Genomic DNA, 19,940 nt, shown 5'->3' on the forward strand with positions numbered 1-19,940 from the left:
CAGAGGACAGAGGACAGGGGGGGCTGACCCCTGTCCTCGGAATCCTGATTCCCGATACCGGGGCCGCCTCGCCGCCAAGCCGCCCGGCCGCCCGGCCGTCACTTTACGGAGACGAACATGACCGAGTTTCGCGTTTGCCCGTCCTGCGGCTACGGCCGCGGGTTTCACGTGTACCTGCGACCCGAGGGGGAGGGCTCGATGCGCGTTGGGCTCATCTGCCCGAGCTGCGGGGCCTCCTTCGACCTGGGCTGGGTGGTCCAGGGCCGGTTGCCCGAGGAGGCGACCGCCGGGCCGGTGTTCCCGGACCGGGGGTAGGGCATGGACCTTTCGGGCCTCAACGACCGCCAGCGCGAGGCGGTGCTCCACGGGGAGGGGCCGCTCCTCGTGCTGGCCGGGGCCGGGTCGGGCAAGACCCGGGTCATCACCTACCGGATCGGCCACCTCATCGAGCGCGGGGTGGCTCCCGAGCGGATTCTCGCCCTTTCGTTCACCAATAAGGCCGCGCGGGAGGTGGCCGAGCGGGTGCGGGGGCTCGTGGGCCGGACCCGCGCCGAGGGGCTCACGGTGAGCACCTTCCACGCCCTGGGGCTCCAGATCCTGCGGGCCGAGGTGAAACGGCTCGGGTGGGGCGGGACCCTGAGCCTCCACACCGAGTCGGACCAGCGGGCCCTCGTGCGCCAGGTGGTGCGGGACCAGGGGCTCAAGATCGATCCCGGAGAGGTGCAGGCCTTCATCAGCTACTGGAAGAACCAGGGGATCGGCCCCGACGGGGTGCCGGTGGGCGGGGCCGAGAGCCAGGCCCTGCGGCGGGCCTACCGGACGTACCAGGACCTCCTGCGGGCCCAGCGGGCCGTGGACTTCGACGACCTTCTGCTCCTGCCGCTCGAGATCTTCCGCGACCACGACGACGCGCGGCTCTACTGGCAGGAGCGGTTCCACTACATCCTGGTGGACGAGTACCAGGACACGAACCCGGTGCAGTTCGAGCTCCTGCGGGTGCTGGCGGCCCGCCGGCCGAACCTCACGGTGGTGGGGGACGACGACCAGGCGATCTACGGCTGGCGGGGGGCCAAGGTGGAGCTCATCCTGCGGTTCGAGGAGCATTTCCCGGGGGCCCGGGTGGTGCTCCTGGAGGAGAACTACCGCAGCACCGCCACCGTGCTCGACGCGGCCCACGCCGTGGTGGCCCGGATCCCCGGCCGCCGGCCCAAGAAGCTCTGGACCCGCGCCGGGCCGGGCCGGCCCCTGGGCTGGATCGAGGCGGCCGACGGCGCCGACGAGGCCGAGCAGGTGGCCTCGGTGATCCTGGCCGAGCGGTTCCGCCGGCGCCGGCCGTGGTCGGACTTCGCCGTGCTTTACCGCACCAACGCCCAGTCCCGGCCCTTCGAGGAGGTGTTCCGGTCCCACGGCATCCCCCACCGGGTGGTGGGGGGCACCCGGTTCTACGACCGCAAGGAGGTCCAGGACCTCCTCGCCTACCTCAAGGCCGTGGTGAACCCCCGGGACGAGGCGAGCCTGGTCCGGATCGCCAACGTGCCCAAACGGGGCCTGGGGCCCCGCACCCTCCTCCTTCTTCAGGAGCGGGCGCGCCAGACGGGCCGCACCCTTCGCCAGGTGCTCCGGGAGGGCGAGGGGCTCACCGGGCACGCCCGAGCCGGGGTCCGGGCCCTCACCGAGATCCTCGACCGGTTCGGCCGGCGGTTCCGGGAGGAGGGCCTCACGGCGTCCGGGCTCCGGGACCTGATCGACGAGGCCGGGCTCCGGGCCGAGGTGGAGGCCACGTACCGGTCGCCCAAGGTGGTGGCCCGGCGCATGGAGATCCTGGACGAACTCGCGGCCTCCGTCGAGGACGCCCCCAAGACCGGGGGCCGGGTGGACCCGCTGGCGTTCATCGAGCGGCTCAGCCTCGACCCCCCCTCGGACGAGGACGAGGGGGGCGACGAGGTGACCCTCATGACGCTCCACGGCGCCAAGGGGCTCGAGTTCCCGGTGGTGTTCCTGGCCGGGATGGAGGAGGGGCTCCTGCCCCACCGGCGGGACCCCGAGGCGCCGCTCGCCGAGCTCGACGAGGAGCGGCGGTTGTGCTACGTGGGCATGACCCGGGCCCGGGAGGAGCTCTACCTGTGCCACGCCCGGGCCCGGCGGCGCCAGGGGGTGCTCCGGCCGAGCCGGCCCAGCCGGTTCCTGGCCGAGATCCCGGCGGTGCTCACCGAGGACCGGGGCCCCCCGCCCGACGAGGCCGAAGAAAAGGAGATGGCCCGGAACTTCTTTTCGGGGATCCGGGCGATGCTGGAGTGAAGGAGACCGCCGCGGTGCTTCCAGGTCGCGTGGGATGGCGGGCGGGCCTCGTGCAGATGGCGATCGCCGAGGCCGAGCCGGACCGGAACCTCCAGAGGGCCCTGGACCTGACCGCCGGGGCCGAGGCCGAGCTTTTCGTGCTGCCGGAGCTCTTCTCCACCGGGTACGCCCTGGAGCGGGCCCGGGAGTTGGCCGCCGCCGGGCCCAGGACCCTCGAGGCCCTGGCCCGGGCCGCCCGGGGGCGCGGCGTGGGGTGGGCCGGGAGCCTCCTTCATCCCTGGCAGGGCGGGGTGGCGAACGCCGCCTTCTTCGTGGAGCCCGACGGCCAAATCCACGCCCTCTACCCCAAGGTCCACCGGTTCCGGTTGATGGACGAGCACCGCCACCTTGCGGCCGGGAGCGGGCCCCGGGTGTGGGACACCTCCCTGGGCCGCATCGCGGTGGCCGTGTGCTACGACCTGCGGTTCCCCGTGTTCTGCCGGCGGCTCGCCCTGGCCGGGGCCCAGGCCCTGGTGGTGCCGGCCGAGTGGCCCCACCCCCGCACCCCCCACTGGGAGCTCCTGCTGCGGGCCCGGGCCGTGGAGAACGCCTGGTGGGTGCTGGGCGTGAACCGGGTGGGCCCGGGCCGGGGGGTCATGTTCGAGGGCGCGAGCCAGGCGGTGGATCCCTGGGGCGAGGTGGCAGTCCACCTCGGGGGCGACGAGGGCGTGGCGGTGGTGGAGGTGGACCCCCGCCGGAACGGGGAGGCCCGCTCCCGGATCCCGGTGTTCGAGGACCGGGTGCCGGGGTGGGACGACCCGGCGCCGGTCAGCGGGTCCGGCGAAGCTCCCGCATGAGGGCCTCGCAGAACCGCGGCAGGTCGTCCGGGATCCGGGAGGTCACGAACGGCCGGTCCACCACGCAGGGGGCGTCCTCGTAGAGGGCGCCGGCGGCCTTGAGGTCGTCGCGGATCCCCACGTAGCAGGTCATCCGCCGGCCCTTGACCACCCCGGCCGACACGAGCACCTGGGGCCCGTGGCAGATGGCGGCCACGGGTTTCCCCTCCCGCACGAAGGCCCGCACGAGCTCCAGCGCCTCCTCGGCCAGCCGAACCCGTTCGGGGCTCTTGCCGCCGGGGATCACGAGCCCCCGGAACTCCCCGCTGCGGCAGCCCCCGTAGGCCCGGTCGGCCTCCACCTCGTACCCCACCTTCCCCCGGATCCGGCCGGGCCGGCCCGAGGCCACGACCGGCGCGTAGCCCTCCTCCCGGAGCCGGTACAGGGGAACCAGGAGCTCCAAATCCTCAAACCCGTTTTCCGCCAGGATCAGTACGGCCATTTCGGCTTCCCTCCCGTCGGTGTGGATGTTTCGCGCGAGTGTAGCGCGCCGTGGGGATCCGGCAAGGCCGCGAGGGTCAAGTTCTTCTTGACACGCTGTTTGTGGTCCGATAGCGTTCGGTCGAACGGCCGGTCGGTAGAGAAAGGGGTCACCATGGCGGGACGCAGGCGGCTCAAGCCGGATCTCCGGCGGCAGCAGATCCTCGAGGCGGCGGTCCGGATCTTCTACGAGCAGGGGTACGAGGCGGCGAGCCTGCGGGATCTCGCCGACCGCGTGGGCATCAACAAGGCCACCGTGTACCACTACTTCGAGAGCAAGGAGGACATCCTCTACCACATCGTGGACCGGGTGGGGGGGGAGCTCCTCGAGGGCGTGCGCGAGGCCTTCCAGGAAGGGGGGCCCCCGCTGGAGGTCCTGGAACGGATGATCCGGTTTCAGATCGGGCACATGGAAAACCACGTCGAGGAGATCAAGGTCCTGGTGGAGGAGAAAAAGAGCCTCCGGCCCGACCTGTACAAACACGTGCGCCGCACCGAGGCCGAGATCCTGAGGCTTTACAAGGAGGTCCTGGAGCGGTGTGTGCGAGCCGGAAAGGTGCGGCCGGTCCACATCACCACGGCGGCGTTCGGGATCCTGGGTCAGATCAACTGGCTCTACCACTGGTACAAGCCCGGGGGGCCGCTCACCATCGGCCAGTTGGCGGACGAGGTGGTGGGCCAACTGTTCTTGGGGCTTCTGCCCCGGGAGTAAATGCACGTTCGGTTTCGTTGGAGGGAGGTAGAGGTCGCATGAAGATCGGGATCGTCGGCGCAGGGGTTCTCGGGTCGATTTTCGGGAGCCTCCTGAGCCAGAAGGGGTTCGACGTCACCCTGGTCGAGGTGCTCGAGGAACGGGTGCGCCTCATCCAGAAGGAGGGCCTGTGGATCCAGATGCCCGACGGCAGCCGGGTCCACACCCGGGTGCGGATCACCTCGAACCCGGCCGAGGCCGGGGTGCAGGACGTCGTGATGGTGTGCGTGAAGGGATACCACACCGCCTCGGCCATCCGGGGGGCCATGCCCATGGTGGGCCCCGACACCCTGGTCCTTTCCGTCCAGAACGGCCTGGGGAACCTGGAGGTCCTGGCCGAGGCCGTGGGACCCGAGCGGGTGATCGGGGGCATCACGGCCCATTCGGGCATGCCCGTCGGCATGAACGAGGTGCGCTACGTGGGGGGGCTCGGGCCCCTTCTGGTCATCGGGCCCTTCGACGGGGTGCGGCGGCCCGGGTTCGAGCGCCTCGTGGCCGAGCTCAAGCGGGCCGGCCTCGACGTCCACGACGTGGACGACATCAACCCGGTGATCTGGAAAAAGCTCATCGCCAACGTGGCCACCAACTGCGTGGCCGCCCTCACGGGGCTCCGGGGGGCCGAGGCGGTGAAGCACGAGCCCACGGTGCGGATGATCCGGGCCCTGGCCGACGAGCTCGCCCAGGTCGCCCGGGCCAAGGGCATCGACTTCCCGGAGCTCGAAAACCCCGGGGACTTCGCCCTGAAGGCCTTCGAGAGCACCAAGGACAACAAGGTCTCCATGCTCCAGGACGTGGAGGCCGGCCGGCCCACCGAGATCGGGAACCTGAACGAGGTGATCGTGCGGGAGGGGGAGCGGTTGGGGATCCCCACGCCGTACAACCAGGCCGTGAGCTGGCTGGTGCGGGGCGTGGAGGAGCGAAACCGGCTCCGGATGGAGCGGATGGAGTCCGAGGGGGCGGCGCGCAAGGGGTAGCGGGGTGCGGCTCGAGGTGGAGTGCTACGCGGGAACCCGCGCGGACGAGCGGCCGGTCCGGTTTCGGATCGGCCGCCGTTGTGTGGAGGTAACCGAGATCCTCGACCGCTGGCTCGGGGAGGATCACCGGTACTTCAAGGTGCGCGGCGACGACGGGGCCACCTACATCCTGCGCCTCGACCTCGAGGTCGACCGCTGGGAGCTCACCTGGTTCGACCGGTCCCGTTGACGGACCCCGGTCGCGGGGGTAGGTTGCCCCTCGTCTCCGGGGGGGAGGGGAGGCGGCCATGGGACCCGGACCCGGGGCGGAACAGCGCATCCTCGACAGCCTGGGGTGGGGCGTTCTGGTGGTGGGCCGCTGGAGCCGGGTGATCCACGCCTTCAACCGCCGGATGGAGGAGCTCTCCGGCATCCCCCGGGCCGAGGCCGTGGGGCGGCCCGTGGCCGAGGTGTTCGGGCACCTCAAGGGGCTCGATTTTGAGGCCCTGGACGCCGAGATCCGGGCCACCGGCGGGTTCGAGGCCCGGGCGGTGCGGCTGGAGCGGCCGGGGGGCGAGGTGGTGTACCGCCACCTGCGGGGCGACGTGCTCGAGGGGGGCGCCGGCGGCGAGCCGGCCGTGATCGTGAGCGTCCAGGACGTGACCGAGCGGGAGTTCCTGCGGTGGTCCCTCACCCGGTACCTCTCCCGGGAGGTCGTGGACCTGGTGCTCGGCCGGGGCCGGGAAGGCCCCATCGAGGGCCGGGAGGTGGACGCGGCCGTGCTGGTGGCTGACATGCGGGGGTTCACGGGCGCGGCCGAGGGCCTCACCCCCCAGGAGCTCTTCGACACCCTGAACGCCTACCTGGGGCCCATGGTGGAGGTGGTGGCCGCCCGGCGGGGCATGATCGACAAGTTCGTGGGCGACGGGTTCATGGCCGTGTTCGGCCTGGAGGCGGGCGCCGGGGACGAGGTGGCCGAGGCCCTCCGGGCGGCCCTGGATCTGCGGGAGCGGGTGGCGGCCGTGACCCGGGAGCGGGGCCCCAGGGGGCTCCCCACCCTGGGGCTCGGCTACGCGGTGCACTGGGGCCCGGCCGTGGCCGGCACCGTGGGCGGGGACCTGCGGATGGAGTACACCCTGGTGGGCGACACGGTGAACGTGGCCCACCGGGTGCAGGAGATGGCCGGCCCCGGGGAGATCCTGGTCACCCGGCCCGCGGCCCGGGCCGCCGGCGATGGGTTCCGGTGGGGCGAGCCCCGGTGGGTGCGGGTGCGGGGCCGCAAGGCCCCGGTGAAGATCGCGCCGCTCTTGGGGGAGGCGGGAAGGCGCGAAAGCTAGAAGGCTGGGAAGCTGGGAAGCCTGGAAGCCGGGGACAGGGGTCCCTGGGGGCCCGGCGGGCTCCAATGCCGGGAGGTCCCCGGGATCCATCATCCCTTGTGGGGAGGCTCGCCCGCCCGGGCCCCTAGCTCCCTCTCCCCCCAGCGGGGGGAGAGGGCCGGGGTGAGGGGGTCAGGCCTCGAACAGCGGGGTCGAGAGGTAGCGCTCGCCGCTGTCGGGGAGCACCACGACGATCAGCTTGCCCTCGTTCTCGGGCCGGGCGGCCACCTTGAGCGCCGCGGCCACGGCCGCCCCGCTCGAGATGCCCGAGATGATGCCCTCCTCCCGGGCGAGCCGCCGGGCCGTCTCGAAGGCCTCGTCGTCGGTCACCTGCACCACCTCGTCCACCACCGAAAGGTCCAGCACGTCGGGCTTGAACCCGGCGCCGATGCCCTGGATCTTGTGGGGGCCGGGCACGCCGCCCGAGAGCACGGGCGAGGCGGCCGGCTCCACGGCCACCGAGTGGATCGCCTTGCCCTTCTCCTGCTTGATGTACCGGCTCACGCCCGTGATCGTGCCCCCGGTGCCCACGCCGGAAACCAGGATGTCGATTTTGCCTTCCGTGTCGTTCCAGATCTCCGGGCCGGTGGTGCGGAAATGGATCTCAGGGTTGGCCGGGTTCTTGAACTGGTTGGGCATGAAATATTTCCCCGGCGCCGAGTCCACGATCTCCTGGGCCTTGTTGATTGCGCCCTTCATGCCCTCGGCACCCGGGGTCAGGATGAGTTCGGCCCCGAAGGCGGCGAGCATCTTCCGGCGCTCCAGGCTCATGGTCTCGGGCATGGTCAGGATGAGCCGGTAACCCCGGGCCGCGCACACGTAACCGAGCGCGATGCCGGTGTTCCCGCTGGTGGGCTCCACCACGGTGACGCCGGGCTTCAGGATGCCCTTCTTCTCGGCGTCCCAGATCATGGAGGCCCCGATCCGGCATTTGACCGAGTAGGCCGGGTTCCGGCCCTCCACCTTGCCCACCACCGTGGCCTTGAGCCCCTGGGTCAGGCGGTTCAGGCGGATGAGGGGGGTGTTCCCGATGCTCAGGCTGTTGTCTTCGTAGATGCGGGCCATCGGTTTCCTCCGGTCACGGGGGTCAAAAGGCGCCCGTAGGGTACCACCCGCCGGGCCTCGTGCAAGGCATCCTAGTGGACCACATCTATTTAGTCAAGAACTTTTTCGGTGAATCAGAAGAATATGTCTATTCGAGTCGGGTTTTCCCGGGTGACCCGGATCGCCGAACGGCCGGGCAGGGGGCATTTCGCCTCGCAGATCCCGCACCCGATGCACCGGTCCTCCACCACCCGGGGAAGCTTGACCCCGGGCCGGGCCGGGTCCGCCTCGAAGGCGATGGCCTTGGGCTGGGTGGGGCAGTGTTCCTCGCACACCAGGCAGTTGCGGCCGGCACGCCAGGGAAGGCACCGGTTCCGGTCGAACACGGCAAGCCCGATGACCCAACGCTCCTTCTCACCCTCGGCCAAGAACCCGATGGCCCCGGTGGGGCAGACCTGGCCGCACAGGCGGCAGTGGTATTCGCAGTAGCCCAACCGGGGAACGAGCCGGGGCGTCCAGATCCCACCCAACCCCGCCTCCAGAAACGCCGGGTGGAGCGCGTTGCGGGGGCATACCCGCATGCACGCCCCGCACCGGATGCAGCGCTTGCGGAACTCCTCCTCGGGCCTGGCCCCGGGGGGGCGGAGGAGATGGAGGCCGGGTTCGGCCTCGGCGGCCCGGACCCGGGGGAAGAGGCCCGCCACCACCCCGGCGCCGGCCGCCGCGAGCACCGCCCGGCGCACCGGCCGAACCGGGGCCGGCCGGGTGCCGGCCCCGAGGCCCGCGCCGCGGGCGCCCCGGGGGCAGGCCCGCTCGCAGGCGCCGCACTGGATGCAGGAGAGGGGATCGGCCGGGTCCGTCCGGGCCGCCCCGGTGGGACAGGCCCGCTCGCAGGCCGTGCAGGCGCCGCACTCCCCGGCCTTGCGCCGCCGCACCGGGCCCAGCCGGGCCAGGAGGCCCAGGCCGGCCCCCAGGGGGCAGAGGTGGGCGCACCAAAACCGGGGGGCCAGGAGCTCGAGGGCGAGCACGGCGGCGAAGACCGCCGCCGTGACCCCGGCCAGGAGGAAGGCGGGCCGGCCGAAGGCGAGCACCGGGTCCAGGATCCGGTAGGCCCGGTCGGCGGCGTCGGGGGAGGCGGCCGAGAGGAGCCCCAGGCCGGCCTTGAGGCCCGCGTCGGCCCACGGGTGGAGCGCGAGGGTGAGGGAGCGGAGCAGGAGGCTCAGGGGGTCGAACACCCCGAGGAGGGGCAGGCCGGCCAGCGCCGCGCCGAGGAGCCCGGCCAGGAGGCCGGGCGCGAGCGCCCGGGGCGGCCGGGCCCGGGCCCCGCGGCGGCCGGCCCCCCGCCGGAGCGCCGGCCCGGCGAGGTCGAGGGCGGTGCCCAGGGGGCACATCCATCCGCAGAAGAACCGCCCGAGGAGCACCATGGCCCCGGCGAGCACAAAGGCCCCGAGCCAGAGCCAGGTCCAGGCCGCCGCGCCCACGGCGAACCCCTCGGCCACGAAGGCCAGGGGGTCGAGGCGAAACGCGAGATGGACGGGCCAGTCCAGGAGATCCCGCCCCCGGTAGGCGGTGCGGGCGAACAGGGCCAGGAACCCCAGGAACAGGAGGCCCTGGACCGTCCGGCGCGCCCCGGGCCTCACCGGATCGGCACCTTCCCCAGGTCGGCCGTGCCGAGGCCCCGTTCGTGGGCCCGCCGGATGTAGCCCACGCCCATCGGGTCCACCCCGAACTCCCGGGCGCCCCAGGCGTCGGCCGCCACCACGTCGGCCGTGGCCGCGAGCCGGTTGGCCACCCGCACCCCGGCGGTGCCGCCGCCCTGGGGGCCGTTGCGGGTGAGGATCCGGGTGGCGTCCACCACCACCAGGTGGGACCGGACGGCCAGGTTGAGGTCCACCAGGGCGTCGTCGATGTCCCAGTGGATCCGGCCCCGGTTGCCTCCCATGACCCCCATCAGGTTCTTCATGGCGAGGGTGACCCCGGTGAGGCCGTGGTGTTTCACCACCGGGCAGTTGATGAGCACGTCGGCCGCGAGCGCCGGCCGGTAGAGAGGCCACCGGGTGAGTTTCCGGGCGCCGGGGATCGCCACCACCTGGAACCCGTCGTCGCGCACGTGTTCCAGGCGCACCCCGTCGTCGCCCAGGGCTTCCAGGGCGGCCGCGACCCCGCTTCGCTCGTAACAGCGGCGGGCGTCGTTACAGGTGCGGTCGAACACCCGGACCTCCCGGGCCCCGGCGGCCCGGGCGAGCCGGGCGAGCTCGGCCACCACGGCCGGGTGGGTGTTGGCCGCCTCCTCCGGGGTCCGGTCCCAGCCCAGGTTGGGCTTGACCACGACCCGCTGGCCGGGTTGGACGAACGCCTCCATGCCCCCGAGCTTGGCGAGCGCGGCCCGCACCAGGGCGGCCGGGTCGTCGCCCTCGGCCACGGCCAGGGGCGCGGGGGTGGGCCGGGCCCGGGCGGGGCGGGGCCAGGGGAGGGCGAGCCAGGGGGCAAACGCGGCGGCCCGCAGGCCGAGCCCCAAGAGCCGCCGGCGGGTGAGCGGGCGAAGCGGGGTCAGATCAGCTTCTCCTTCCGGAGGAACTCCCGGGCCGCCCGCCGGGGATCGCCGTCGGCGGCGAGGGCGGCCAGGACGTCATTCGTCACGAGGTTCTGGGTCTTGGCGATGAGCCGCGGGAGGGCCGGGAATTTGCGCAGGATGTCCTTGCGGGCCACGGGCGCCGCGGGCCCGGCTTTCGCCTCTCCGTAGCCGAGGGGCGGGAGCCACACCAGGTTCAGGCGCTCCAGGTACGTCTCCTTGGCCCGGTCGAACCGGGCGGCCGGGTCCTCGGGAACCTCGAGGCCGAGCCGCGCCAGGGCCTCGCCCGCCGCCTCCACCACGATGTCCACCTCGTGGCGGACCACCGCCTCGTGGGCCGCAGCCGCATCGTCGTACTCCTGGATCTTCACCGTGGTGCCGGTGCGCTCGTTGATGAGGAGCGCGAGGATCTGGGCGACCACCCGCCCTTCCGGCCCGGCCACGGCCCCGATCACCAGGGTTTTGCCCACGCAGGCCCAGGCGCCCCCGGCCGTCAGCACGAGCCCCAGCACGGCCGCCAGCATCGCCCTACGGTTCACGATCGTCCCTCCTGCTCGGGTGCCAGGCCTTCGGTACGTTTCGTTTCGAGCCGTTCCAATCTACCACCCCCGCCGCTCCAGACACAAAAGCCCTCGCTCCCGGGTGCCCACGAACACGAACGCCCCGGCCGCGGCGGGGTCGGCCTGGGCCCCCTCCCCCGCGGGCCAGGCGTCGAGTTCGGTACCGGTGAGGCGGTCGAAAAGGTACGCCCAGCCCCCGAGGGACACCACGGCCAGGTCCCGGTTCTCCAGGGGCAGGGGCCGCGTGCGCAGCCCCCCGGCCAGGGCGGCCGTCCAGCGGGGTTCCCCGGTGGCGAGGTCGAGGGCGTGGAGCCGCCCGGCGTCGTCCCCCTGGAACACGAGGCCGTCGGCCGTGGCCGCCCCCGCGTACCAGGCGGGGGCCGCCAGGTCCGCGGTCCACCGGGGCCGGCCCGTGGCGAGGTCCAGGGCGTGGAGCCGGCCGGCGCGGTCGGCGGCCACGGCGAGCCCGTCCGCCACGGCCGCCCCCGAAAGGAGGGGGGCCCCGGCCCCGTAGCTCCACCGAAGCGCTCCCGTGGCGGGGTCGAGGGCGTAGAACACGCCGTCCTGGCACGGGGCCAGGAGGAGCCCCCCGGCCAGGGTCAGGGGCGCCCGGAACGGTCCCCCGGCCTGGAACGCCCAGAGGGGCTCGAGGGCTCCGTCGGCGGTCTCGAAGGCCCGGACCCGGCCGTCCCACCCCGCGGCGAACAGGCGGGTGCCCCCGAACACCGGGGCCGACTGGCGGTGATCGTCGTGGGGGGAGGGGGCCGACGCGGCCCGGTCGAGCACCCGGAGGGCCGGCCGGGAGAGGAGGTAGAGCCCCCGGTCCCAGGCCCAGGCGGCCACCACGCCCGGCCCCAGGGCCGGGGCCGCGTCCACCACGTCGGGCAGCCGGGCCTCGGCCCGTGTCGTGCCGTCGAGGGTGCCCAGCCGGGCCACCCGGCCGGCCCAGGACGCGGCGTACACCCCCTCGTCGGCCGGCCGGGCCGGGGCGTCCACGAACCCGCCCAGGTCGGCGGCCCAGCGCTCGTCCCACCCGACCCAGCCCGCGGGCCCGGCCCAGGGGACGGGCGCGGGGGAGGCCTCCACGGCCACGGCCGGGTTGTCGGCCGGGGGCGCCGGGGGCTCGCCGCCCCAGTCGTTCGCCGGGGCGCGCACCGTGCCGGCGAAAAAGTCCCCGGGCCGCAGGTCCGCCCGGTTCGCCCGGAACCGGTTCCGGGTGAACACGCTTCCCCCGTCGGCCTCGAACAGAAACAGGGCCTTCCCGTTGTGGTGGAACCGGTTGGCCTCGACCCGGTTCCGGCAGCGGTGGGCGTTGTAGGCCTTTCCGGGGTTTGCGTAGAAGAGGTTGCGCTCCACGAGGAGCTCGGAGTTCCCGAGCCGGGTGCCGTCCACATTGCGGCGGAACACCGAGTTGCGCACCTCCCCCCGGGAGAAATGGGCGTGGAGCCCCCGGGTGCTCCCCTCGACGATGCAGCGCTCAAGCCGGATCCGGCCGAAGTCCACCCGGATCTCCCCCCACCGTCCCGGCGTGGCCGGCCCTTCGGCCGCCGTGAACACGATCGGGCGCTCCGCGGTGCCCACCGCCTCCAGGTCCCCCTCGATCCGGATCGAGGCGTCCCCCCACCCGTCGCCGTCGTCGTCGCGGAACGCGAACCGGATCCGGGTGCCCGGCTCCACGACGAGCCGGGTGCCCCGGGGGAGCACCACGTCGTCCGCGACGTGCACCTCCCCGCTCCAGCGCACCACCCGGTCGGGGGCGGGCCGGGGCCCGGCGCAGCCCAGGGCCGCGAGCAGGACGGCCGCGGCGAGCGCGCGCCTCATCGGGGCACCACCACCAGGAGGTCCCGGAGGTGCCCCCCGGGCTCCAGGTCGATCCGGGCGCCCCGGGGGCCCCGGTAGAACCCGATCCGCTCGTCGAGGGCGGGCGGCCCGCCGAGCTGCTGCCGGGCCCCGAGGTAGGCCGGCCCGAACCACCGGGCCTCGATCCGAAACGCCCCGTCGGGGCCGGTGGGTTCCGAGAAGGCGTCGGGCCGGTCGAGCATCTCCGGGCGCCGGTAGAGGCAGGCCCGGAGCCCGGGCACCGGCCGGCCCTGGGGGTCCACGATCCGGCCCTCGACCACGGCGGTCGCCCCGCGAAACCGGGCCATGCGCTCGGCGGAGGGCAGTTCCACGGTCTCGATGTCCACCCCGATCCGTTCGCCGCGGCGAAGCCGGAGGGGCAACTCCGGGACCACCCCGAACCGGTCGCCGGGGTGGAGCCGGCCCCGGGACCCGGGCAGCCGGGCCCGGGCCGCCAGGTAGTAGGTGCCCGGGGGCAGGGGAAGGGCGAAGCGGCCGTCGGGGCCGGTGGGCTCCGACACGGCGTACCCGGGCCCCCGAAGCCCCCCGACGAGGTCGAGGTAGGCGAACACCCGGGCCCCCGCGACCGGGGTTCCCTCGGCCAGCACCCGGCCCTCCACCCCCTCGGACCCCGGCGCGGCGGGGCGGCGCCGCAGGGGATGGGCGGGCACCAGCGGCAGGTTGAGCCCGTCGAGCCGGGTCACGAGCAGCACCGGGTTCCGGCCGAAATAGCCGTGGAGCCCCGGGGCCTCGGCGAGCACGAGGTACGCCCCGGGCGGGAGGGCGGCGCGGAACACCCCGGCCTCGCCCGAGGTCACCTCGGCCGCCGGCTCCGGGAGCCGGGTCGGGTCCTCGGGCACCGGCAGGAACCGCACCGTGGCGCCGGCGAACCCCTTGGCCCGCAGGGACACGCGGCCCTCCACCCGGCCGGCGGGCCCCGGCTCCGGGCGGGTCGGTGGCCCGGCACAGGCGGCGACGAGCGCGAGGAGGGCGAGCAGGAGCGCCGAGGGCAAGGCCCGCATCACGATCCGGCGAGCCCCCACCGCAGGAGCCCCAGCACGGCCGCGCCGGACAGCCCCAGGGCCAGGTACACACCCACGACCCGGGGCCGAAACATGGCCGCCAGCGCCGCCGAGGCCGGGATGCTGGTGACCGGGCCGGCCAGGAGAAACGCGAGATCGGGGCCGGCCCCCAGGCCCTTCGCCTGGAGCCCGGCGAGCACGGGCACCACCGGCACCTGGTGGAGCGGGAGGGGAAGGGCCACGGCCGTGGCCGCGAGAACCCCCAGGGGTCCCCCCTGGCCGCCGAGCCACACGAGCCACCGGGTGGGCACCAGCACCTGGATCACGGCCTCCAGCACGATGGCCACCCCGACCCAGAGGAACACGAAGGAGCCCACGTCCCAGAACCGGTCGAGGAAGAACCGCAGCCGGCTCTCCCGGGGCACCACGGTCATGGTGCGGACCCGGAACCCGTTGGCGCAGGCGATCTCGTAGGCCGGCGCCAGTTCCCCCTCGGCCGTGTACACGGGCTGCATCCGCAGGAGGTTTCCGGCCAGGAACCCGCTGCGCTCCAGGGCCCAGGTGCCGAACCCGGCCGCGAGCCCCAGGAACACCGCCCCGCCGAACTTCCACCAGGCGAGCGCCGGCCCGACCCCGCCCCAGGTCAGGGCGAAGGAGGCCGGGTCCATGACGGGGCTCGTGATGAGGAGGGCCATGAGCGGCGGCAGGGGCACCCCGGACAGGGCCATGGGGATCACCACGGGCAGGATCCCGCAGGAGCACAGGGGGCTCAGGGTGCCCACGGCCGTGGCGATCAGGATGCCCCAGGCCCCGGCCCGGCCCACGTAGGCCCGGACCTTGCGATCCCACTGGTAGGTCTTGATGACCGCGGCCACGACGACCCCGAGCAGGGTGAACCACCCCATGCGCCAGGCCTCCCCCGCGGCCACCTTCCCGATCTCGAGGAGCGCGTTCATCCGATCCGCTCCACCCGGAGGATCTCGTCCGGGGCGCATCGCTCCAGCGCCCGGAGGATCGCCTCGTCCCGGCCGGCCTCGAGCCAGGCCCGGCCCCGGGCCAGGGCCTCCTCGGTGAGCTCGGCCGCCACCCGCAGCGGCTCCCCCTCGAGCCCGAGCTCCAGACGGTGGCGGCCCTGGGGGACCACCTCGAGGTTCCCGTTCCCCAGGGTGCAGCCGGTGGTCACCTGCACCCCGTCCAGGGCGCAGGTGCGGTGGAGGTACCGGCCCCGGCGTTTGCGGTCCGGCGGGGGGGCCAGGGCCTCGACCGCGGCGAGCCCGAGCCGGGCCCCCAGGATGGACATGGGGCAGCGGTGGCCGTGGAGCCGGGCCAAGAGATCGAAAAGGTCCGGGGAGGCGTCAGAACGCATAGTGGTGCGGGCAGTCCTTCCGGAAGATGTCCCAGTAGGTCTCGGTCATGTCCGGGGTGAGCCAGGGGGTGATCTTTGCGAGGGCCGCCTCGAAGTCGGCCCGGGTCACCTCGTCTCGGCCGGCCTTGGCCGCTTCGAGGGCCGCCCGCTTGCACAGGCTCTCGATGTCCCAGCCCACGTACCCCTCGGTCCGCCGGGCCAGATCCTCCGGGTCCACGTCGGCCGCCAGGTGGGGGATCTTCCGCAGGTAGATCTCGAGCATGGCCCGGCGGTCCGCGGCCCGGGGCGGGGGCACGAACACCTTGCGGTTGAACCGGCGCTTCTCCTTGATCAGCGCCTGGTCCACGGTGTCGATCCGGTAGCAGGAGCCCATGAGGGCCACCCCGGGCACGGTGAGGATCCGGTCCACCTCCTCGATGAACCGCCGGGTGAGATCCGGGTCCGCGAAGGTGGGCGGCACACCCCGGAAGTTTCCGGGGCCCCACTCGTAGGAGCACCCCGCCCGGGGCGCGAGCCACTCGCAGTCGCTCACGAACAGCACGCAGGGGGCCTCGTGGGCGGCGTCGTCGAACGCCCGGTGGATCTCGTCGGGCTTCCCCAGCATCTCCTGGCCCGAGACGTACACGAAGCTCGCCCCGGCCGCCCGGGCCGCGGCCTCCGCGAGCATGGTGATCCCCACGCCCAGGGGGCCCCACAGCATCACCCCGGCCGGGGGCTCGAGCCCGAGGCGCCGGAGTCGCTCGGGGTCCCGCAGGGGCAGGCACACCATCTCCTCCAGGGTTTCCTTCACCTCCGGGAACCCGCCGATGTCGTCCCAGGTCAGCCGGGGTTCCCGGACCTCGTAGAACACGCGATCGAGCTTTCGGTGCATCGTTCCTGCCTTGACAGTGGTGGGGGCGTTCCGTACGGTTCCGGGGTGTCGCCCTTCCCCGGAGGTGCCCCATGGGTTTCGGTTCCGACGATACGTTCTCCCGGCTGGCCGGGTTGGCCGACGGGCTGCTGAGTCTGTTCGAGGACGGCCCCTCCGCCGGGGCCGCCGGGCCCGGGCGCACCCACTGGACCCCGCCGGTGGACGTGTACGACACCGGGGAGGCCTTCGTCATGGTGGCCGAGGTGCCGGGGCTTGAGCAAGAGGCCATACGGGCGGAGGTCCAGGGCGGGACCCTCGTGCTCCAGGGGGAACGGCCGCTGGTACGGCCCGCCGAGGGCCGAAGTTACCACCGCATCGAGCGGCCGAGCGGTTCCTTCCGCCGGGTGTTCCGGCTGCCCGACGACGTGGACCCGGACGCCATCCGGGCGGTGTACCGGGACGGGATCCTGGAGGTCACGATTCCCCGGGCGCGCCGGGGGACCCCGGTGCGGGTCGAGGTGGAGGACTGACCGCCGGTTCCGCCACGAAGCGCTGGAGGAACTGGGTGCGGTTCTCCACCCCCAGTTTGCGAAACGCAGACCGCAGTTGGGACTTCACCGTGTGGGGGCTGACGCACAGGTGGTCGGCGAGGTCCCGGTTCCCCAGCCCCGTGCGGTAGAGGGCCTCCACCACCACCCGCTCCCGCTCCGTCAGGCCGTGGCGCCGGGCGATCTCGTGCCAGTTCGGGGGGCCCGGGGGGAGGGGTTTCGCGAGCGCCTCGGCGAGCCGTTCCAGGAACGTCTCCACCTCGAAGGGCTTCTGCAGGAAATCCACCGCACCCTTGCGCAGGCAGTCGATGGCCGCCTGGAGTGTGGCGTAGCCCGTGATCACCACCACCCGGGTGCGCACCCCCCGCTCCACGATCCGGTCCATGAGCTCCGCGCCCCCCATGCCCGGCATGCGAAGGTCCGTGACCACCACGTCGTAGGGGCGCGTGGCCAGCCGGTCCCAGGCGCCGGCGCCCGAGAGCGCCGTGTCCACCTCGTACCCTTCCCGGCGGGCCGCCCGGGCCAGGGTCTCCACCAGGTCGGCCTCGTCGTCCACGATGAGGATCCGCGGCATCGGGGTCGCCATCTCGGTCCGTCCTCGCCGCCCCGGGTCAGTCCCCGCCCGACTCCCAGGGGTGGTGGAACTTGGCCCGAACCTTGTCGTGGGGCGGGCCCGGCGATTTGTGGCACACGAAGCACTGGATCCCGGTTTCGGTGTCGCCCACCAGTTCCGGTGGCGCCTGGGCCGCGAACACCTCGAGCCGCTTGGCCGGGACTTTCGCGTGGTACGGGATCTCCCGCACCTCCCGCAGCACCACGTCCCGGTCCTCCGGGATCCCGCCCTCGCGCCCGAGGTGCACCGGCGCCAGGGTCACCTCCCAGTCCCCGGCGATCTTCGCCCGGTGGCACTGGTCGCACCCGCCCGGGGGGGGAATGTCCTTTTTGAGGTGCCCGATCACGCATCCCGCGAGCACCGCCGCCACCCACCCGATCCACCCGAGTCTCATCCCTGCCGTCTCCCTCGCTGCCGCATGCCGCGTCGGCGCACACCCCGCGGTGGTTCCCGGCGGCCGACGACCGGAGTACAGCCTACTTCCGAGGCGGTGGGGAGTCAAAAGGGGAGGGCTAAAGGAGGCCGCCGCGCCGGCCGATAGGAAGCCCCGGACGCGGCATCCCCCCGGTGGCCCCCGTGGCCACCCCCGGGGGCGGCGTCCGGGGGCCTTCACCCATCGCCCAAGGAGGACGACATGGCGGACGGCGCGGTTTCCCAGGCCCGGCCCCGACGGCGGATCCTTCTCATCGAGCGGACCTTCCAGATCCGGTTCATCGCCAAGATGACGGCGGTGGTGGTGCTCGGCACCGCGCTCACCGGCGGGCTCCTCTACATCCTGGCGAACCAGGAGTTCGGCCGGGCGTTCTACAGCGCCCACTATCAGGCCCGGTCGAGCTGGGAGCTCCTGCTGCCGGCCGTGCTGGTGGCCTCGTTCGTCTCCATGGCGCTCGTGGCGGCCGCCGCCACCTTCCTCACCCTCTACTCGAGCCACAAGATCGGGGGGCCCCTCTACCGGTTCCGGGCGAACCTCCAGGCCATCGGCGACGGGGACCTGACCCTGGTGACCCGGCTCCGGGAGGGGGACGAGCTCCAGGGGTTCACCGAGGCCATGAACGAGATGACCCAACGGCTCCGGGAGAAGGTGGGCGAGGCCCGGGACGCGGCCGAGGACGTGCGGGTGGCCCTGGCCGAGGCGAAGGGGGTGGCCGAAGCAGGAGGAGCCCTGACCCTCGAGAAGATCCGCCCCCTGGAAGAGGCCGTCGAACGGCTCCACCGGGCGCTGGGGCGGTTCCGGGTGTAGCCGTGACGCGACCGCTGGCCTCGAAGATCGTGGCGCTCGGGCTGGCCCTGGCCTGGGCCGGCCCGGCGGGCGCGGGAAAAGGACCCCACGCCCTCCTGGCCGATCGGGACCGGTGCGGGCACTGCCACGAGGGCGTCCCGAGGCCCGGCGACCGCGGACCGCACCGGTTCAAGAAGGACATCGTGAGCCTGTGCCTCGAGTGCCACCGGGACAAGGACCTCTCGTCGCTCCACCCCGTGGACATCCGGCCGGGTTCGCGGATCCCGGCGGACCTGCCCCTGGACGAGCACGGCACCCTCACCTGCGCCACCTGCCACGACCCCCACGCCCCGGCCGAGGCCGACGAGCCCTACGTGGCCGAGCCCATCGCCCGAAGGCTCCTTTCGGTGCTCAAGGGGAGAAAGCGCCACCGCACCTATTTCCTGCGGCGCCGAAACGACGAGGGCCAGCTGTGCCTGGGGTGCCACGACCGCTCCACGATGGCCGCCGAGCCGTTTCACGCCCAGGAGGCGAGCGTGCTCTCCGAGTACGCGGGGTCGGAGGCGTGCCGGGAGTGCCATCGGGACATCTACGACGCGTGGAAACTCACCCCCCACGCCCGCATGGCCCGGGATGCCCGGAAGGACCCCGGGGCGGTGCTCGGGGACTTCTCGGCCGACCCCCCGTTCCCGAAGGACCAGATCGTTTACGCCCTAGGATCCCACTGGACCCAGCGCTACGTCGTGGAGAAAAACGGAAAACTTTACGTGAAGGCGGCCATCTGGGGCATCGTGCAAAAGCAGTGGGACCGGTCGTACTGGATCGACAAGCCCTGGATCCCCTACTGCGCCGGGTGCCACACCACCGGGTTCGAGCCCGGGGAGCCGGCCCGCTGGGCCGAGCTCGGGATCGGGTGCGAGGCCTGCCACGGCCCGGCCCGGGCCCACGCCACCTCGGCCGGAGAGGGCCCGGTGGTGAACCCGGCCGATCTCGAGCCGGTGCGGCGCCAGATGATCTGCGAGGCCTGCCACACCACGGGCCACGACCGCACGGGCCAGTTCCGGTTCCCGGTGGGATACCTGCCCGGCAGGGATCTCACCCGGTACTACAAGGGGCTGCTGCCCAAGCCCGGCCAGGACAATACCACCTTCGCCGGCGACGAATCGTACGAGGACCGCCACCGGCAGTGGGAGTTCTGGGTGGAGCACTTCATGGACGCCCGAGGGCTCAGTTGCGACATCTGCAAGAACTTCCGAAGCCAGCTCGAAAAGGGCGAGAAGCCCCGGATGACCCCGTCGGAGTACTGCCTCACGTGCCATGCCGGAACCTTTCCCCGTACCCCGGAGCACGAACGACATCTGGCGGGGGGCGTCCATTGCCACGAGTGCCATGATCCGCTGCGCACGGCGGAGGGGAACGCGTACAGCATCCACGACCACAAGTTCTTGTTCCTGGAGCCCGGCGGCCCGCCGGTGGGCTCGCCGCAGGAAGCCTGCCGGCGGTGCCACGGCCCGGGACCCGAGGCCCGGAAAAGGGAGTAGCCGGACGAGGTCCGGCTTGCGGCGCCCCAGGGG

The 19,940-nt window shown here is 73.3% G+C and carries 22 protein-coding genes; 10 read left to right on the forward strand and 12 right to left on the reverse strand.

The genetic code is table 11. The annotated features are described in order from the left end of the window. Positions 1–117: 117 nt before the first annotated feature. Genes ACYQ8L_RS07170 through ACYQ8L_RS07180 form a run of 3 tightly spaced genes read left to right on the forward strand, consistent with a single transcriptional unit; the run spans position 118 to position 3,134 of the window. Positions 118–315 carry a hypothetical protein gene (locus ACYQ8L_RS07170; RefSeq protein WP_459941101.1) on the forward strand — a complete coding sequence of 66 codons (198 nt, stop codon included), beginning with the start codon at positions 118–120 and terminating at the stop codon, positions 313–315. A gap of 3 nt (positions 316–318) precedes the next feature. Next, a complete protein-coding gene (locus ACYQ8L_RS07175; protein ID WP_459941102.1) occupies positions 319–2,298 on the forward strand; it encodes an ATP-dependent helicase in 1,980 nt (659 codons plus the stop codon). A 14-nt stretch (positions 2,299–2,312) separates the two neighbouring features. Further along, positions 2,313–3,134, forward strand: a complete 822-nt coding sequence (locus tag ACYQ8L_RS07180) for a nitrilase-related carbon-nitrogen hydrolase (protein WP_459941103.1) — start codon at positions 2,313–2,315, stop codon at positions 3,132–3,134. Here ACYQ8L_RS07180 and ACYQ8L_RS07185 read toward each other — a convergent pair. Then, positions 3,106–3,615 (reverse strand): type 1 glutamine amidotransferase domain-containing protein, encoded by a 510-nt coding sequence (locus ACYQ8L_RS07185; RefSeq protein ID WP_459941104.1) that lies wholly within the window; start codon positions 3,613–3,615, stop codon positions 3,106–3,108. The two genes, ACYQ8L_RS07180 and ACYQ8L_RS07185, sit on opposite strands and share 29 nt — an antisense overlap. A 153-nt stretch (positions 3,616–3,768) precedes the next feature. Here ACYQ8L_RS07185 and ACYQ8L_RS07190 point away from each other — a divergent pair, with 153 nt between their 5' ends. From ACYQ8L_RS07190 to ACYQ8L_RS07205, 4 genes are read left to right on the forward strand one after another with little or no spacing between them, the layout of a single operon-like run. Next, the gene (locus ACYQ8L_RS07190; RefSeq protein ID WP_459941105.1) at positions 3,769–4,365 is read left to right on the forward strand and encodes a TetR/AcrR family transcriptional regulator; all 597 of its coding nucleotides are present in this window, start codon (positions 3,769–3,771) and stop codon (positions 4,363–4,365) included. A 38-nt stretch (positions 4,366–4,403) separates the two neighbouring features. Further along, positions 4,404–5,378 (forward strand): ketopantoate reductase family protein, encoded by a 975-nt coding sequence (locus ACYQ8L_RS07195; protein ID WP_459941106.1) that lies wholly within the window; start codon positions 4,404–4,406, stop codon positions 5,376–5,378. 4 nt (positions 5,379–5,382) lie between these two features. After that, positions 5,383–5,607: a hypothetical protein gene (locus ACYQ8L_RS07200; RefSeq protein WP_459941107.1), complete on the forward strand. Its 225-nt coding sequence runs from the start codon at positions 5,383–5,385 to the stop codon at positions 5,605–5,607. Positions 5,608–5,665: 58 nt separating this feature from the next. Next, positions 5,666–6,694: an adenylate/guanylate cyclase domain-containing protein gene (locus ACYQ8L_RS07205; RefSeq protein WP_459941108.1), complete on the forward strand. Its 1,029-nt coding sequence runs from the start codon at positions 5,666–5,668 to the stop codon at positions 6,692–6,694. Between the two features lie 171 nt (positions 6,695–6,865). Here ACYQ8L_RS07205 and cysK read toward each other — a convergent pair whose 3' ends face one another. From cysK to ACYQ8L_RS07250, 9 genes are all read right to left on the reverse strand, one after another. Further along, on the reverse strand, positions 6,866–7,798 hold the full coding sequence (cysK, locus tag ACYQ8L_RS07210) for a cysteine synthase A (RefSeq protein WP_459941109.1): 933 nt from the start codon (positions 7,796–7,798) through the stop codon (positions 6,866–6,868). A 113-nt stretch (positions 7,799–7,911) separates the two neighbouring features. After that, positions 7,912–9,417, reverse strand: a complete 1,506-nt coding sequence (locus ACYQ8L_RS07215) for a 4Fe-4S binding protein (RefSeq protein ID WP_459941110.1) — start codon at positions 9,415–9,417, stop codon at positions 7,912–7,914. Then, positions 9,414–10,295 carry a DUF362 domain-containing protein gene (locus ACYQ8L_RS07220; RefSeq protein WP_459941111.1) on the reverse strand — a complete coding sequence of 294 codons (882 nt, stop codon included), beginning with the start codon at positions 10,293–10,295 and terminating at the stop codon, positions 9,414–9,416. The genes ACYQ8L_RS07215 and ACYQ8L_RS07220 overlap by 4 nt, the downstream gene beginning before the upstream one ends. 32 nt (positions 10,296–10,327) lie before the next feature. After that, a complete protein-coding gene (locus tag ACYQ8L_RS07225; protein ID WP_459941112.1) occupies positions 10,328–10,888 on the reverse strand; it encodes a glycine betaine ABC transporter substrate-binding protein in 561 nt (186 codons plus the stop codon). 60 nt (positions 10,889–10,948) lie between these two features. After that, the gene (locus ACYQ8L_RS07230) at positions 10,949–12,730 is read right to left on the reverse strand and encodes an outer membrane protein assembly factor BamB family protein (RefSeq protein WP_459941113.1); all 1,782 of its coding nucleotides are present in this window, start codon (positions 12,728–12,730) and stop codon (positions 10,949–10,951) included. Continuing rightward, positions 12,727–13,770 carry a carboxypeptidase-like regulatory domain-containing protein gene (locus ACYQ8L_RS07235; protein WP_459941114.1) on the reverse strand — a complete coding sequence of 348 codons (1,044 nt, stop codon included), beginning with the start codon at positions 13,768–13,770 and terminating at the stop codon, positions 12,727–12,729. Before ACYQ8L_RS07235 ends, ACYQ8L_RS07230 begins: the two co-directional genes overlap by 4 nt. Further along, positions 13,770–14,726, reverse strand: a complete 957-nt coding sequence (locus ACYQ8L_RS07240; protein ID WP_459941115.1) for a permease — start codon at positions 14,724–14,726, stop codon at positions 13,770–13,772. The genes ACYQ8L_RS07235 and ACYQ8L_RS07240 overlap by 1 nt, the downstream gene beginning before the upstream one ends. Next, the gene (locus tag ACYQ8L_RS07245) at positions 14,723–15,136 is read right to left on the reverse strand and encodes a formylmethanofuran dehydrogenase subunit E family protein (protein ID WP_459941116.1); all 414 of its coding nucleotides are present in this window, start codon (positions 15,134–15,136) and stop codon (positions 14,723–14,725) included. The genes ACYQ8L_RS07240 and ACYQ8L_RS07245 overlap by 4 nt, the downstream gene beginning before the upstream one ends. Continuing rightward, positions 15,126–16,007, reverse strand: a complete 882-nt coding sequence (locus ACYQ8L_RS07250; RefSeq protein WP_459941117.1) for an AAA family ATPase — start codon at positions 16,005–16,007, stop codon at positions 15,126–15,128. Before ACYQ8L_RS07250 ends, ACYQ8L_RS07245 begins: the two co-directional genes overlap by 11 nt. A 71-nt stretch (positions 16,008–16,078) precedes the next feature. Here ACYQ8L_RS07250 and ACYQ8L_RS07255 point away from each other — a divergent pair, with 71 nt between their 5' ends. Further along, positions 16,079–16,516 (forward strand): Hsp20/alpha crystallin family protein, encoded by a 438-nt coding sequence (locus ACYQ8L_RS07255; protein WP_459941118.1) that lies wholly within the window; start codon positions 16,079–16,081, stop codon positions 16,514–16,516. On the opposite strand, the gene ACYQ8L_RS07260 is transcribed toward ACYQ8L_RS07255, so the two are convergent. Both ACYQ8L_RS07260 and ACYQ8L_RS07265 read right to left on the reverse strand, forming a co-directional pair. Beyond that, positions 16,461–17,120: a helix-turn-helix domain-containing protein gene (locus ACYQ8L_RS07260; RefSeq protein ID WP_459941119.1), complete on the reverse strand. Its 660-nt coding sequence runs from the start codon at positions 17,118–17,120 to the stop codon at positions 16,461–16,463. The genes ACYQ8L_RS07255 and ACYQ8L_RS07260 overlap by 56 nt on opposite strands. Before the next feature lie 25 nt (positions 17,121–17,145). Beyond that, positions 17,146–17,541: a hypothetical protein gene (locus ACYQ8L_RS07265; RefSeq protein ID WP_459941120.1), complete on the reverse strand. Its 396-nt coding sequence runs from the start codon at positions 17,539–17,541 to the stop codon at positions 17,146–17,148. Between the two features lie 240 nt (positions 17,542–17,781). Here ACYQ8L_RS07265 and ACYQ8L_RS07270 point away from each other — a divergent pair, with 240 nt between their 5' ends. Then, on the forward strand, positions 17,782–18,387 hold the full coding sequence (locus ACYQ8L_RS07270; RefSeq protein ID WP_459941121.1) for a methyl-accepting chemotaxis protein: 606 nt from the start codon (positions 17,782–17,784) through the stop codon (positions 18,385–18,387). Positions 18,388–18,389: 2 nt separating this feature from the next. Further along, the gene (locus ACYQ8L_RS07275) at positions 18,390–19,907 is read left to right on the forward strand and encodes a multiheme c-type cytochrome (protein ID WP_459941122.1); all 1,518 of its coding nucleotides are present in this window, start codon (positions 18,390–18,392) and stop codon (positions 19,905–19,907) included. Positions 19,908–19,940 lie beyond the last annotated feature (33 nt).

The sequence above is a fragment of the Deferrisoma palaeochoriense genome, from assembly GCF_054656955.1.

What these genes read in the sequence shown, in the direction of transcription:
- ACYQ8L_RS07195 (WP_459941106.1), top strand. Translation starts at nt 4,404, where the DNA reads ATGAAGATCGGGATCGTCGGCGCAGGGGTTCTCGGGTCGATTTTCGGG.
- ACYQ8L_RS07260 (WP_459941119.1), bottom strand. Translation starts at nt 17,120, where the DNA reads ATGGCGACCCCGATGCCGCGGATCCTCATCGTGGACGACGAGGCCGAC.
- ACYQ8L_RS07205 (WP_459941108.1), top strand. Translation starts at nt 5,666, where the DNA reads ATGGGACCCGGACCCGGGGCGGAACAGCGCATCCTCGACAGCCTGGGG.
- ACYQ8L_RS07245 (WP_459941116.1), bottom strand. Translation starts at nt 15,136, where the DNA reads ATGCGTTCTGACGCCTCCCCGGACCTTTTCGATCTCTTGGCCCGGCTC.
- ACYQ8L_RS07190 (WP_459941105.1), top strand. Translation starts at nt 3,769, where the DNA reads ATGGCGGGACGCAGGCGGCTCAAGCCGGATCTCCGGCGGCAGCAGATC.
- ACYQ8L_RS07255 (WP_459941118.1), top strand. Translation starts at nt 16,079, where the DNA reads ATGGGTTTCGGTTCCGACGATACGTTCTCCCGGCTGGCCGGGTTGGCC.
- ACYQ8L_RS07230 (WP_459941113.1), bottom strand. Translation starts at nt 12,730, where the DNA reads ATGAGGCGCGCGCTCGCCGCGGCCGTCCTGCTCGCGGCCCTGGGCTGC.
- ACYQ8L_RS07265 (WP_459941120.1), bottom strand. Translation starts at nt 17,541, where the DNA reads ATGAGACTCGGGTGGATCGGGTGGGTGGCGGCGGTGCTCGCGGGATGC.
- ACYQ8L_RS07235 (WP_459941114.1), bottom strand. Translation starts at nt 13,770, where the DNA reads ATGCGGGCCTTGCCCTCGGCGCTCCTGCTCGCCCTCCTCGCGCTCGTC.
- ACYQ8L_RS07250 (WP_459941117.1), bottom strand. Translation starts at nt 16,007, where the DNA reads ATGCACCGAAAGCTCGATCGCGTGTTCTACGAGGTCCGGGAACCCCGG.
- ACYQ8L_RS07185 (WP_459941104.1), bottom strand. Translation starts at nt 3,615, where the DNA reads ATGGCCGTACTGATCCTGGCGGAAAACGGGTTTGAGGATTTGGAGCTC.
- ACYQ8L_RS07170 (WP_459941101.1), top strand. Translation starts at nt 118, where the DNA reads ATGACCGAGTTTCGCGTTTGCCCGTCCTGCGGCTACGGCCGCGGGTTT.
- ACYQ8L_RS07175 (WP_459941102.1), top strand. Translation starts at nt 319, where the DNA reads ATGGACCTTTCGGGCCTCAACGACCGCCAGCGCGAGGCGGTGCTCCAC.
- ACYQ8L_RS07270 (WP_459941121.1), top strand. Translation starts at nt 17,782, where the DNA reads ATGGCGGACGGCGCGGTTTCCCAGGCCCGGCCCCGACGGCGGATCCTT.
- ACYQ8L_RS07240 (WP_459941115.1), bottom strand. Translation starts at nt 14,726, where the DNA reads ATGAACGCGCTCCTCGAGATCGGGAAGGTGGCCGCGGGGGAGGCCTGG.
- cysK (WP_459941109.1), bottom strand. Translation starts at nt 7,798, where the DNA reads ATGGCCCGCATCTACGAAGACAACAGCCTGAGCATCGGGAACACCCCC.